Annotated in this window: 10 protein-coding genes; 2 read left to right on the forward strand and 8 right to left on the reverse strand. The window is 67.2% G+C overall.

Features of this window, described 5'->3' with window-relative positions; all coding sequences use genetic code 11:
* Window positions 1-156: 156 nt before the first annotated feature.
* The 6 genes from ypfJ to gcl all read right to left on the reverse strand — a co-directional run bounded on the left by ypfJ (window position 157) and on the right by gcl (window position 7,907).
* A complete protein-coding gene (gene ypfJ, locus AC3FNH_RS12225) occupies window positions 157-1,032 on the reverse strand; it encodes a KPN_02809 family neutral zinc metallopeptidase (protein ID WP_488720222.1) in 876 nt (291 codons plus the stop codon).
* 208 nt (window positions 1,033-1,240) lie between these two features.
* The gene (gene pyk, locus AC3FNH_RS12230) at window positions 1,241-2,704 is read right to left on the reverse strand and encodes a pyruvate kinase (protein ID WP_276098891.1); all 1,464 of its coding nucleotides are present in this window, start codon (window positions 2,702-2,704) and stop codon (window positions 1,241-1,243) included.
* Between the two features lie 99 nt (window positions 2,705-2,803).
* On the reverse strand, window positions 2,804-4,111 hold the full coding sequence (locus AC3FNH_RS12235; protein ID WP_488720223.1) for a glycerate kinase type-2 family protein: 1,308 nt from the start codon (window positions 4,109-4,111) through the stop codon (window positions 2,804-2,806).
* Between the two features lie 108 nt (window positions 4,112-4,219).
* On the reverse strand, window positions 4,220-5,140 hold the full coding sequence (glxR, locus tag AC3FNH_RS12240; protein WP_276098889.1) for a 2-hydroxy-3-oxopropionate reductase: 921 nt from the start codon (window positions 5,138-5,140) through the stop codon (window positions 4,220-4,222).
* A gap of 69 nt (window positions 5,141-5,209) precedes the next feature.
* Window positions 5,210-5,992 (reverse strand): hydroxypyruvate isomerase, encoded by a 783-nt coding sequence (hyi, locus tag AC3FNH_RS12245; protein ID WP_276098888.1) that lies wholly within the window; start codon window positions 5,990-5,992, stop codon window positions 5,210-5,212.
* 130 nt (window positions 5,993-6,122) lie between these two features.
* Window positions 6,123-7,907 carry a glyoxylate carboligase gene (gene gcl, locus AC3FNH_RS12250; RefSeq protein WP_488720224.1) on the reverse strand — a complete coding sequence of 595 codons (1,785 nt, stop codon included), beginning with the start codon at window positions 7,905-7,907 and terminating at the stop codon, window positions 6,123-6,125.
* A 284-nt stretch (window positions 7,908-8,191) separates the two neighbouring features.
* Here gcl and AC3FNH_RS12255 point away from each other — a divergent pair, with 284 nt between their 5' ends.
* Complete coding sequence (locus tag AC3FNH_RS12255; protein ID WP_488720225.1) at window positions 8,192-8,947, forward strand: hypothetical protein; 756 nt, start codon at window positions 8,192-8,194, stop codon at window positions 8,945-8,947.
* Window positions 8,948-8,959: 12 nt separating this feature from the next.
* On the opposite strand, the gene AC3FNH_RS12260 is transcribed toward AC3FNH_RS12255, so the two are convergent.
* Both AC3FNH_RS12260 and AC3FNH_RS12265 read right to left on the reverse strand, forming a co-directional pair.
* Window positions 8,960-10,174 (reverse strand): M20 aminoacylase family protein, encoded by a 1,215-nt coding sequence (locus AC3FNH_RS12260; RefSeq protein WP_488720226.1) that lies wholly within the window; start codon window positions 10,172-10,174, stop codon window positions 8,960-8,962.
* A 28-nt stretch (window positions 10,175-10,202) separates the two neighbouring features.
* Window positions 10,203-11,498, reverse strand: a complete 1,296-nt coding sequence (locus AC3FNH_RS12265; protein ID WP_276098884.1) for an MFS transporter — start codon at window positions 11,496-11,498, stop codon at window positions 10,203-10,205.
* A gap of 340 nt (window positions 11,499-11,838) precedes the next feature.
* Between AC3FNH_RS12265 and AC3FNH_RS12270 the strand changes: the two genes are divergently transcribed.
* On the forward strand, window positions 11,839-12,789 hold the full coding sequence (locus AC3FNH_RS12270) for a LysR family transcriptional regulator (protein WP_488720227.1): 951 nt from the start codon (window positions 11,839-11,841) through the stop codon (window positions 12,787-12,789).
* Window positions 12,790-12,796: the final 7 nt, after the last annotated feature.

The following is a 12,796-nucleotide window of genomic DNA, read 5'->3' on the forward strand; positions in this document are numbered from 1 at the left end:
TCTCTCCCGCCTGCCCGGCAGACCTCCTCCTCCTTCTCTCTGCGCCGGGCAGGCGATTTTTCCCCGAAGATCACCACGAAGCTCACGGTTTAGCACCTGAGTCCGGTGCGGCTCGCTCAGGACGATCGCGCCGAAGAAAACGGGTCAAACGACGGATCAAGGCTGGCGCGCGGCGAAGGTATCGCACTTGCGGATATCGCCCGTGGTCAGGCCCTGGCGCAGCCAGCGCACACGCTGTTCGCTGGTGCCATGTGTAAAGGCCTCGGGCACGACATAGCCCTGTGACTGGCGCTGCAGCCGGTCGTCGCCGATGGCGGCGGCGGCCTTCAGGCCTTCCTCGATATCGCCCGGCTCCAGCAACTGCTGGTTGGCGCGCTGTGCGTTGGTGGCCCAGACGCCGGCCAGGCAGTCCGCCTGCAGCTCCATGCGCACCGACAACTGGTTGGCCTGCGCCTCGCCCATGCGGCGGCGTGCCGCATCGACCTTGTCGGAGACCCCGAGCAGGTTCTGCACGTGGTGACCGATCTCGTGGGCAATCACATACGCCTGCGCAAAATCGCCGCCCGCGCCAAAGCGCTGGCGCAGCTCGTCATAGAAGGCCAGGTCGATATAGACCTTGTGATCGCCCGGGCAATAGAACGGACCCATGGCCGATTGTCCCGTGCCGCATGCAGTTGGCGTCGCGCCCGAGAACAGCACGAGCTTCGGCGGCTCGTAGCGGCGATTGAGTTCGGTTTCGAAGATGTGCTCCCACGTCCGCTCGGTATTGCCCAGCACCTTGCGCGTGAACACCGTCATCTGGTCGTTGGCCGGAGGCCGGTTGACCTGTTGCTGGTGGGGCGCCTGCTGGCCCTGCAGCACCGACGCACCCTGCATGATGAGCGTCGGATCGATGCCAAAGAAATACGACGCGGCAAGGGCGATGATGACCGTGCCGATGCCGATGGTCTTCGGACCACCGAACCCGCCACCGCCAAAGCCGCCGCGGCGGTCTTCAACGTTCTGGCTTTCGGCTTCGTCATCGAGACGCATGGGGGCTCCGCGGGCAAGGGGGTATCGGTTGGGGAATCAAGTATAGCAACGAGGATGAAGGGCGTTTGGCGGCACGGCGCCCTTCGGGAACAACCCCTCCAGACAAAAAAACGCCACCCGCCCAGCCTTGGAGAAAAGGCACTGGCGGGTGGCGGGCGGCAATTTGCACCATAGGGGCACGGCCAGTGCCCCGACAACAAAAAGCGGATCAGACCGTAGCGGCCTCCCGGGCGGATTGCGCACCGACCGCCGCATTACCGCCAACTTCCGCCACGCGCAGCAGGTTGGTGGTCCCGCCCTGGCCAAACGGCATGCCGGCGGCAATCGTGATCTGGTCGCCCGGCGCGGCATAGCCCTCGACCAGCGCGGCCCGCGTGGCCGCTTCGACCATCTCGTCGACGCTCTGCACATCGGGACTGACGGTCGAGTGGACGCCCCAGGCAATCGCCAGCCGGCGTGCGATCTCGAGGTTCGGCGTGATGCTGACGATCGGCGCGCACGGCCGCTCGCGCGCCGCGCGCAGTGCCGTGGCGCCGGACGACGTATAAGTCACGGTCGCCGCCGCGCCGATGATCTGCGTGACTTCGCGCAGTGCCGCGCAGATCGCGTCCTGGCGTGTGTTCAGCGGCGTCTCGTGCTGAGCATCGAGCAGGTTGCGATAGAGCGGATCGCGTTCCACCTCGGTGACGATGCGATTCATCATCGACACTGCAGGCACCGGGTAGCGGCCATTGGCCGACTCGGCCGACAGCATCACCGCGTCGGCGCCTTCGTAGATCGCGCTCGCCACATCGGACGCTTCGGCACGCGTCGGCACCGGTGAGTCGATCATCGACTCCAGCATCTGCGTAGCGATCACCACCGGCTTGCCAAGCTGGCGGCACACGCGCAGGATGCGCTTCTGCACACCGGGCACGCGCTCGGGCGGCAGTTCCACGCCGAGGTCGCCGCGCGCGACCATCACCGAGTCCGACACGCGCACAATCTCTTCGAGCTGCTGCAGCGCGGCCGGCTTCTCGATCTTCGACAGGATGCCGGCACGCGTGCCGACGATCTCGCGCGCTTCGACGATATCGGACGGGCGCTGCACGAACGACAGGCCGATCCAGTCAGCGCCAAGCGACAGCGCGAAGTCCAGGTCCTTGCGGTCCTTTTCGGTCAGCGCGGGAATGGGGATCACCGCGTCGGGCACGTTCACGCCCTTGCGGTCGGACAGCGTGCCGTTATTCACCACGCGCGTAGTGATGCTGCCGCTCGCCACGGCTTCGATCGCCAGGCGCACCTTGCCATCGTCGATCAGCAGCGACTGTCCGGGCTGCGCCGCGCGGAACAGTTCCGGGTGCGGCAGGTGCACGCGGGTGCCGTCGCCGGGCGTCGGGTCGCTGTCGAGCACGAAGGTGTCGCCGGCGCGCACCGCGACCTTGCCTGCGGCGAACACGCCGATGCGCAGCTTGGGGCCCTGCAGGTCGGCCAGCACCGCGATCGGGCGGCCGGTCTCGGCCTCGACCTGGCGCACGGCGTCGTAGCGCGCGCGGTGGTCTTCGTGCGTGCCGTGGCTGAAGTTCAGGCGGAACACGTCGGCCCCGGCTTCGAACAGCTGTCGGATCACCGCGATATCGGTGCTCGCGGGACCGAGCGTGGCAACGATCTTGGCTTTGCGCTGGCGTCTCATGATGTCTCCTCTTCCATTCTCGGAACGGCGCGCCGGATGCGGTGCGCCGGTAATGCAATTCGGCAATTCAGTTCGTGCAGTTCGCTTCGGCCGCGATGCTCAGACGATGAGGATCGCGCGGAAGTCGTTCACGTTGGTGCGGGTCGGTTCGGTGACGATCAGGTCGTCCACGCCCGCAAAGAAGCCATAGCCGTCGTTGTTTTCCAGATGCGCGCGCGCGGACAGGCCGCGAGCCGCGGCACGGGTCAGCGTGTCGGGCGCGAGCAGGGCGCCAGCGTTGTCTTCGGAACCATCGATGCCGTCGGTGTCGCACGCAATCGCATGCACGCCGGGCAGGCCGTCGAGCGCCACCGCCAGCGACAGCAGGAACTCGGCATTGCGGCCGCCTCGGCCCTTGCCGCGCACTGTGACGGTGGTCTCGCCGCCCGACAGCAGCACGCACGGCTTGCTAAACGGCTGGCCGTGCTGCGCGATCTGGCGTGCGATCGCGGCATGCACGACGGCCACGTCGCGGGCCTCGCCTTCGATGCAATCGGACAGGATGTGCGCTTCGTAGCCGAGTTCGCGCGCACGCGCCGCAGCGGCTTCGAGCGATTGCTGCGCGGTGGCCAGCGTCACGCTGCGGTGGCCGGAAAAACGCGCATCGCCGGGCTTGGGCGTCTCGCCAGCGCCGCTTTCGAGATGCGCGCGCACATTGGCCGGCACCTCGATGCCGTACTTGGCGATAACGGCGAGCGCGTCGGCACAGGTGGTCGCATCGGGCAGCGTCGGGCCGCTTGCGATCAGCGTCGGGTCATCGCCGGGAATATCGGAAATCAGCAAGGTCTCGACGCGGGCCGGCGCGCAGTGCAGCGCCAGGCGGCCACCCTTGAGCGCGGACAGGTGCTTGCGCACGCAGTTCATCTCGCCAATGCTCGCGCCGCTGCGCAGCAGCGCCTTGTTGACGGCCTGCTTGTCGGCCAGCGAGATGCCGGGCGCGGGCGCGGCCAGCAGCGCGGAGCCGCCGCCGGAGATCAGGCACAGCACCAGGTCGTCGGCGCTCAGGCCCTGCACGAGTTCGACCATGCGCTGCGCGGCACGGGCGCCGGCTTCATCGGGCACCGGATGCGCGGCCTCGACGACTTCGATGCGCTGGCAGTCGGCACCGTGGCCATAGCGCGTCACCACCAGTCCGCTCAGCTCGCCCTGCCAGTGGGCCTCGACCGCCTGCGCCATCGCGGCGGCGGCCTTGCCGGCGCCGATCACTACCGTGCGGCCCTTGGGCGGCTGCGGCAGGTGCGGGGGCAGGCAGTGGCTGGCGCTGACCGACGCCACGGCGGTATCGAACAGGTCGCGCAGCAGGGCACGCGGCTGGAGGCTGGGGCGCTGCGGGGTCAGCAGGGCGGCGCTGGTTTCGGTGTCGAGCATGGGGAATCCTGGGAACTGAAACTGAGGCCGTCCCCGGCGAAGGGGACGGCGTTTGCTGCAACTACAGGTACTGCAGATACTGCAGGTATTGCATGTACAACAATGCGCTTACTTGGCCTTGGCGATGTCGTGGTTCGACATGATCTCGATCGCACGGCACAGGGCCGAGTGGTCGGCCTTGCCGAAGCCGTTCGCGGCGCAGGTGTTGAACAGCTCCTGCGCGGTCGCGGTGTTCGGCAGTGCCACACCCAGCGCCTTGGCGCCCTGCAGCGCGAGGTTCAGGTCCTTCTGGTGCAGTTCGATGCGGAAGCCCGGGTCGAAGGTGCGCTTGACCATGCGTTCGCCGTGCACTTCCAGGATGCGCGACGAGGCGAAGCCGCCCATCAGCGCCTGGCGCACGCGTGCCGGATCGGCGCCGGCCTTCGACGCGAACAGCAGCGCCTCGGACACGGCCTGGATGTTCAGCGCGACGATGATCTGGTTGGCCACCTTGGTGGTCTGGCCATCGCCGTTGCCGCCCACCAGCGTGATGTTCTTGCCCATCAGCTCGAACAGCGGCTTGACCTGGTCGAACGCTTCTTCCGGACCACCAACCATGATCGTCAGCGACGCGGCCTTGGCACCCACCTCACCACCGGACACCGGCGCGTCCAGGTACGAGGCGCCCAGCTTGTTGATGCGCGCTGCGAAATCCTTGGTCGCGATCGGCGAGATCGAGCTCATGTCGACCACGATCTTGCTGTAGCTGGCTTCCTTGCCGGCGGCCTTGAGCGCGGCGGCAACGCCCTTCTCGCTGAACAGCACCGCTTCGACGTGCGGGGTGTCCGGCACCATGATGATGATGATGTCGGCGCGCTTGGCGACTTCCTCGGCGCTGGTGCAGACCGTCACGCCGGCATCGACCAGGACCTGCGGGGCCGGGTTGACGTCATGCACGAACAGCGTGTGGCCCGCTGCGCGCAGGTGGCCCGCCATCGGTGCGCCCATGATGCCCAGTCCGATGAAGCCGATATTGCGTTGGTTTGCCATGTTGATGTCTCCGATTGGATGTTAAGTCTGTGATGGATTGCGTGTGCGGTAACCCGTTACTGCACGCTGTTACTGCACGCCGTGGGCGGCGCGCCAGCCCAGGCCGGCTTCGGTGGTGGTCTTCGGCTTGTACTCGCAGCCGATCCAGCCGGTGTAGCCGATCTCGTCCAGGTACTTGAACAGGAACTGGTAGTTCAGCTCGCCGGTGCCCGGCTCGTTGCGGCCCGGGTTGTCGGCCAGCTGCACATGCCTGATCTTCGGCAGGTTGGCCTTGATGGTGTTGGCGATCTCGCCCTCCATGCGCTGCATGTGATAGATGTCGTACTGCACGTAGAGGTTGGGCGCGTTGACCTGGTTGATCAGGTCCACGGCCTGCTGCGTGCGCGACAGGAAGAAGCCCGGGATATCGAAGGTGTTGATCGGCTCGATCAGCAGGTCGATATGCTCGGCGGCCAGCGCGTTGGCGGCGAAGCGCAGGTTTTCGACCAGCGTCTCCTGCGCCTGCTCGCGCTTCACGTTCTGCGGCTGGATGCCGACCAGGCAGTTGAGCTGGCGCACGCCCAGCACCTTGGCGTACTTGATGGCCTCGCCCACGCCGTCCTGGAATTCGCCGACGCGGTCCGGGTGGCAGGCAATGCCGCGCTCGCCCGCATCCCACTTGCCGGCGGGCAGGTTGTGCAGCACCAGGTCGAGCTGGAAGCGGTTCAGGCGGTCAGCGATCTGGTCCGCATGGAACGCATACGGAAACAGGAATTCCACGCCGCGGAAGCCCGCGCGCGCAGCGGCTTCGAAGCGGTCGAGAAAACCGACTTCGTTGAACAGCATGGTGAGGTTTGCCGCAAGTTTGGTCATGAATCTCTCCGGTTTAATTGTGGTTGTCGCTCCGCCGGTGCGGAGCCGCTACTGCTTTCCTTGGTGCTGCAAAACAGGGGGCGCTGACAACGGCGCGGGCCTGTTGCCCGCGCCGCGTGTGGAGGCTTGCTTACGCCGTTTCCACTTCTTCCTTCAGGATCGCTTCCTCGATGTCCTCGAGATCCTCGATCGGTTCGAACTCGTTGATGTTGTCGATCTCGGTACCCATCGCGATATTGGTCACGCGCTCCAGGATCACTTCCACGACCACCGGCACGGAGAACTCGGCCATCAGGTCGCGCGCCTCGGCGAAGGCCGGGGCGATGTCTTCCGGCTTGAACACGCGGATCGCCTTGCAGCCCAGGCCTTCGACGACCTTGACGTGGTCCACGCCGTAGCCGTTGAGCTCGGGCGAGTTGACGTTGTCGAACGCGAGCTGCACGCAGTAGTCCATCTCGAAACCGCGCTGCGCCTGGCGGATCAGGCCGAGGTAGGAGTTGTTCACCACCACGTGGATGTACGGCACCTTGAACTGCGCGGCCACGGCCAGTTCCTCGATCATGAACTGGAAGTCGTAGTCGCCCGAGATCGCCACCACGTCCGAGTTCGGCGACGCGGTCTTCACGCCGATCGCGGCCGGGATGGTCCAGCCCAGCGGGCCGGCCTGGCCGCAGTTGATCCAGTGGCGCGGCTCGTTGACCGACAGGAACTGCGCCGCGGCGATCTGCGACAGGCCGATGGTGCTGACGTAGCGCACGTCGCGCGGGAAGTACTGGTTCATCTCGCGGTACACGCGCTGCGGCTTGACCGGCACGTTGTCGAAGTCGCTCTTGCGCTGCATGGTGCGGCGGCGCTTCTGCACGTCGGCGACCCACGACTTGCGGCACGGCAGGCGGCCGGCCATCTTCATTTCGCGTGCGACTTCGACGAACAGTTCCAGCGCGGCCTTGGCGTCGGAAACGATGCCAAGGTCCGGACCGAACACGCGGCCGATTTGCGTCGGCTCGATATCGACGTGCACGAACTTGCGGCCCTTGGTGTAGACGTCGACGCTGCCGGTGTGGCGGTTGGCCCAGCGGTTGCCGATGCCCATCACGAAGTCCGAAGCCAGCAGCGTGGCGTTGCCGTAGCGGTGCGAGGTCTGCAGGCCGACCATGCCGGCTTGCAGCGGGTGGTCGTCGGCCAGCACGCCCCAGCCCATCAGCGTCGGCACTACCGGCACGTTGACCAGCTCGGCGAACTCGACCAGCAGGTCGGACGCGTCAGCGTTGATCACGCCGCCGCCGCACACGATCAGCGGGCGCTCGGCCGCGTTGAGCATGGCGATGGCCTTCTCGATCTGGGCGCGCGAGGCGGCCGGCTTGTACGGCTGCAGCGACTGGTAGGTGTCGGGATCGAATTCGATCTCGGCGACCTGCACGTCGAACGGCAGGTCGATCAGCACCGGGCCCGGACGGCCCGAGCGCATGATGTGGAACGCTTGCTGGAACACCTGCGGCACCAGCGCCGGCTCGCGCACGGTCACGGCCCACTTGGTCACGGGCTTGGCGATCGACTCGATGTCGACGGCCTGGAAGTCTTCCTTGTACAGGCGGGCGCGCGGGGCCTGGCCGGTGATGCAGAGGATGGGGATCGAATCGGCCCAGGCCGAGTACAGGCCGGTGATCATGTCGGTGCCGGCGGGGCCCGAGGTGCCGACGCAGATACCGATATTGCCCGGCTCGGCACGGGTGTAGCCCTCGGCCATGTGCGAGGCGCCCTCGACGTGGCGGGCCAGCACGTGGTTGATGTTGCCCGACTTGCGCATCGCCGAGTAGAACGGGTTGATCGCCGCGCCCGGCACGCCGAACGCCGTGGTCACGCCTTCCTTCTCCAGTACGGCGATGGCCGCGTCGATTGCTCTCATCTTTGCCATGATCTTGTCTCCAGTTGGGGTGGGTTTTCCGTTGGAGTTGATCCTATTCCCGCAACCGGTGTGGGATAAAGGGAAGCGAGATCAGTTGATTCGATACCTGGAGTTTGCAATGTGGCCTTGGAACGCCCGATGGACGGTCGGCGCCCATGCCGCGCGCACCGGAATTCGAGATCGCGTGTGATGATCTGGATACGCGGGGACGCTACCCCCTGCACGCGGCTGCGGCGACAATGGCGGGGTTAGCTGCGCCGCGCCGATTCCAAACCTCCGCCTTCCTGAACGCCATGTACTCCCGGCTACCGTCCACCTACGAACTGCTCGAAGCCCTGGCCGCCGCGCCGGCGCCCGCGCCCGTGCCGGCGTCGGTCAGTGCGGCGGGGGTGACGCCTTGGGCGCAGCGGCTTGGCCGTGGTCTGTGGGTGGGCTTCGTCGTCACGCTGGTGGCAACGCTGCTTGCGGCCGCCGCGCTCGCTGTCTGGCGGCTGGTGCTGAAGCATCCGCTGGCGCCATGGTCGGTCCGGCTGACCGAGGCCCTGCTGGTGCTTTGCGCCGCGTGCTATGCGGGCGCGGGGCTGATGCGCCTGCCGGGTGTGCTGGCGATCGTGCGCAACCCGCTGCGGTGGCAGGCCAGCCAGATGGATCTGGACAGCGCCATCGAGAACGCGCTGCTGCGCCGGCTAGGGCGGATTCACCCGCTGCAGCTGCAGGCGCGGCAACGGCGGGTGGCCTTGCAGATTCGCTTATGGGAAGCGATGGCGCGCGCCGTCGGCCTGCTGCTTGCACTGGCGCCCGCGGCGCTGGTGCTCGTGAGCGGGCTGCACCCGCTGCCGCATCAGGCCGAGATGAAGGGGTCCCTGCTATGGCTTTACGCCGTGATGGTAGTGGTGGGGGCGGCGCTCTATCTCTACGTGCATGTGCAATGCAGCCGGCCGCTGCGACGGCTGTCGCATGTGCTGGGGGAGGCGGCGGAGATCAACGCGCGGCTTGGGGCGCGGCGCGCGGGCCCGGCTCCATCCACCGAGCAGGCACCCGCGCAGTAAGACCGGGCGGTTTCAGTTCGCCGCCAGGTAGGTCTGCGCCAGCCGCACCCACGCGGCCGCGCCCAGCGGCAGCACTGCGTCGTTGAAGTCGTAGCCGGGGTTATGCACCATGCATCCCCCAGACTCCCCTTCGCCATTGCCGAGGATCAGGTAGCAGCCCGGCACCGCATTGAGCATCCACGCAAAATCCTCGCTGCCGTTCAGGCCCTTGGGCGCTTGCGTGACCACGTTTTCCGCCCCAACGAGTTCTGCGCAGACATGTTGCGCAAGCTGCGTTTCCGCTTCGGTGTTGACCATCGGCGGCGTGAGCTGCCGGTAGTCGATCTGCGCTTCCACACCATGCGCCTGCGCCGTGAGCGACACGATCTCGCGGATGCGCTGCTCTACCAGCGCGCGCGTCTCCGGACGCGCCGCGCGCACGTTAAGGCCGATCGTCACGGACTCGGGAATGACATTGTGCGTGGCACCGCCGCGGATGAACCCGACCGACACCACCGCGGTGTCGTCAGGCGCGACGTTGCGCGCCACCACCGTCTGCAGCGCGGTGACGATGGCCGCCGACGCGGCGATCGGATCGCGCGCGCGGTGCGGCATGGCACCGTGGCCGCCCACGCCCTTGATGGTGACGTCGGCCACATCGGACGACAAACTGACCGGCCCCGGCAGCACGCGGAAGGTGCCGGCCGGCACGCCCGGCATATTGTGCAGTGCGAACACCGCGTCGCACGGGAAGCGCTCGAACAGCCCGTCCTCGATCATCGCGCGCGCGCCGCAGAGGTTTTCCTCGTCAGGCTGGAAGATGAGGTTCAGCGTGCCGTCGAAGTCCGGGTGGTCGGCCAGCGCCTTGGCTGCTGCCAGCAGGATCGCGGTATGGCCGTCATGGCCGCACGCGTGCATCTTGCCGTGCAGCTGGCTGGCGTAGGGCAGGCCGGTGGCCTCGACGACCGGCAGCGCATCCATGTCGGCGCGGATGCCGAGCCGGCGCTTGCCGGTGCCGCGCCTGAGTTGCCCGACCACGCCGCTCTTGCCGATGCCGGTGTGGACCTCGTAGCCCCACGCGGCGAGCAGCGTGGCCACCAGCTTGCTGGTCGCGCCGACTTCGAAGCCGAGCTCGGGTTGCGCATGGATCTGGCGGCGAATGCCGATGAAGGTTTCGGCATCGATATTGATGTTCGGCAGCAGGTGCGGCAGGTACTGGAAGGGCTTGAGCGTGGGTGCGCGGGTCATGGATCGGGTCTCCTGAAGAATGGGGGAATCAGTGCACGCGGCGTTCGCGGATGCTCAGCACGGCGATCAGCGTGATGGCGCCGCAGACCAGCATGTACCAGGCCGGCGAGAGCGGATTGCCGGTCCGCGAGAGCAGCCACGTGACGATGAACTGCGACGAGCCGCCAAATACGGTCACGCCAACGCTGTAGATCACCGACAGGCCGCTGGCGCGCACGCTGGCGGGCAGCATCTCGAGCATCATCAGGAACATCGGCGTGGTGCCCAGGTTGATGCCGGCGGTCAGCAGCGCCGACAGGCACAGCACCAGCGGCACGCTCGGGTGGGCATTGATCAGCCAGAAGGCGGGATACACGGCCACCATGCTGAACACCAGCGACGCCACCACCAGCGGCTTGCGGTTCGTCAGGCGGTCGGCCAGGCGCCCGGCGACCAGCGATACCACCGTCAGCGTGAGCCCCGTGACGCAGCCCGACAGGAACGACAGCGAGGGCGGCATCTTGAGCACGCGGATCATGTACGTCGGCATGAAGAACACCACCAGGTACATCGTCGCGGTGCCAGCCGTGGTGGCGAGGATGCCCTTCACCACGGTGGCCCAGTGGTGGCGGAACAGTTCGCCGAGCGGGCTCGGTGCATGGGCGTCGGCCTGGTGCGTTTCATCGAGGTTGGCGCGGATGTAGAGGCCCACCGGCGCGATCAGCAGGCCCACCAGGAACGGCAGGCGCCAGCCCCAGCTTTCCAGCGACTCGGTCGGCAGCAGCGTGTAAAGGGCCGCGCCGGTCAGCGCGCCCAGCAGCGCCGAGATGCCCTGGCTGCCGAGCTGCCAGCTCACGCGCCAGCCGCGGCCGCGCACGCCGCCCGATTCCATCAGCATGGCGGTCGACGCGCCGATCTCGCCGCCGAGCGAGAAGCCCTGCAGCAGGCGGCCGGCCAGGATCGTCAGCGAACCGAACACGCCCGCCGACGCATACGGCGGCGCCAGCGCGATGCACAGCGTGCCGGCCACCATCAGGCCGATGGTCAGCGTCATGGCCGCCTTGCGGCCGCGGCGGTCGGCGTAGCTGCCGATCACCACGCCGCCAAGCGGACGCATCACGAAGCCGATGCCGAAGGTGGCCACGGCCAGCAGCAGCGAACCGTAGGGATTGTCGGACGGGAAAAACAGCTTGCCGATCAGCAGCGAGAAGAAGCTGTAGACGGTGAAGTCGAACATCTCCAGCGCATTGCCAAGGGAACAGGCGGCAATCAGGCGGAACTGGCTTTGCGGGCGCGTCGGCGTGGCAAGCGTGCCGGTGCCGGCGGCGAGGGTGGCGTCGTTCATGCGGTCTCCACGAACTGGTGGGTGGGGGCGCACGCGGGGGCCGGTCTTGTCCGTGCCGGGTCATCGGGATCCGCGCTGGCCATGGGGTGCAAAGGCTGCGATGAAGTATTCAGGCAAACGCGGCGGGACAAAAAATCATATATTTTCATCTTGATAACCAAATCGAATCACCGTCATAACCGCTTGCCGGCGGATATCGGGACAAGTACTGAGCCGGGGCGAAACCCAGCGCTGGCGCGGGATGGCGGGAATGCGGCGTGCGCCGCGCATGGATGCGGTGCGCCTGCAAACGGGGCGCGCTGCACGGCACGCGGGCACGCCGCACAAATCAAGGGGACCGATGAAGCTGCAACAACTGCGCACCCTGCTGGCCGTGGCCGAGCACGGCAGCATTCATGAGGCGGCGCGTGCGCTGCATATCTCGCAGCCGGCGCTGTCCAAGGCGATCGCGGAGCTGGAGCGCGAACTGGGCGTCACGCTGATGTCGCGCTCGGTGCGCGGCGTGAGCCTGACGGCCTATGGCGTGGCGCTGGTCAAGCGGGCCAGCGTGGTGGAGCAGGAGCTGCGGCATGCGCTGGAAGACATCGAGTCGATCCGCGGCCACGCCGAGGCCGAACTCAATATCGGCTTCACGGCGGTGGCTTCCAGCGGGCCGCTGCCGGACGCCATGGCGGCGTTTCGCCAGCGCTTCCCGAACGTCGCGCTGCGCGGCTTCGAACTGCGTCCGCAGCAGATCCAGGAAGGGTTGCGCGAAGGGCGGCTGGACCTGGGGCTGATCTCGACCAACAGCGGCCCCGGCTCCGCCTCGTTCCAGTGGGAGCCGCTGTTCTCGGTCGGCATGAAGCTGGCCGTGCGCACCGGCCACCCGCTGCGGCGTGCGCGGCGCCTGCGGCCGCTGCTCGATGCCGACTGGCTCGTGCTCGACCCGGTCGATGACGCTGGCAGCCCGCTCGCCAGCCTGATGCGCCTGCACCGGCTGGAGATGCCGCGACGCGTGGTGCAAAGCGCCTCGAACCTGCTCGGCCTGCAGCTGGCGACCAAGACCGATCTCGTCAGCATGTGGTCGGATTTTGTCTTCTTCGGCACTGGCGGCCCGCTGCAACTGGTACGCGACGCGCTCACTCCGCTGCCTATCCAGGACGAGCTGCCAGATTTCCGCGTATTCCTGGTCTACCGCTCGGTGGACCTCATGACCCACGTCTGCGCCGAATTCGTGCGCGAGGTGCGCCATTGTGCCCGCCAGATGCGTGAGCCGCTGGCCACCATGCGCAAGCCCCGATCCGCTACATAAGTGCCGG

The organism is Cupriavidus sp. 22TCCZM01-5, assembly GCF_057798915.1.

Excerpts from the sequence above, each read along its gene's own strand:
- AC3FNH_RS12235 (WP_488720223.1), bottom strand. The coding sequence starts at position 4,111 with ATGCTCGACACCGAAACCAGCGCCGCCCTGCTGACCCCGCAGCGCCCC.
- AC3FNH_RS12255 (WP_488720225.1), top strand. The coding sequence starts at position 8,192 with ATGTACTCCCGGCTACCGTCCACCTACGAACTGCTCGAAGCCCTGGCC.
- AC3FNH_RS12270 (WP_488720227.1), top strand. The coding sequence starts at position 11,839 with ATGAAGCTGCAACAACTGCGCACCCTGCTGGCCGTGGCCGAGCACGGC.
- hyi (WP_276098888.1), bottom strand. The coding sequence starts at position 5,992 with ATGACCAAACTTGCGGCAAACCTCACCATGCTGTTCAACGAAGTCGGT.
- glxR (WP_276098889.1), bottom strand. The coding sequence starts at position 5,140 with ATGGCAAACCAACGCAATATCGGCTTCATCGGACTGGGCATCATGGGC.
- AC3FNH_RS12265 (WP_276098884.1), bottom strand. The coding sequence starts at position 11,498 with ATGAACGACGCCACCCTCGCCGCCGGCACCGGCACGCTTGCCACGCCG.
- gcl (WP_488720224.1), bottom strand. The coding sequence starts at position 7,907 with ATGGCAAAGATGAGAGCAATCGACGCGGCCATCGCCGTACTGGAGAAG.
- pyk (WP_276098891.1), bottom strand. The coding sequence starts at position 2,704 with ATGAGACGCCAGCGCAAAGCCAAGATCGTTGCCACGCTCGGTCCCGCG.
- ypfJ (WP_488720222.1), bottom strand. The coding sequence starts at position 1,032 with ATGCGTCTCGATGACGAAGCCGAAAGCCAGAACGTTGAAGACCGCCGC.
- AC3FNH_RS12260 (WP_488720226.1), bottom strand. The coding sequence starts at position 10,174 with ATGACCCGCGCACCCACGCTCAAGCCCTTCCAGTACCTGCCGCACCTG.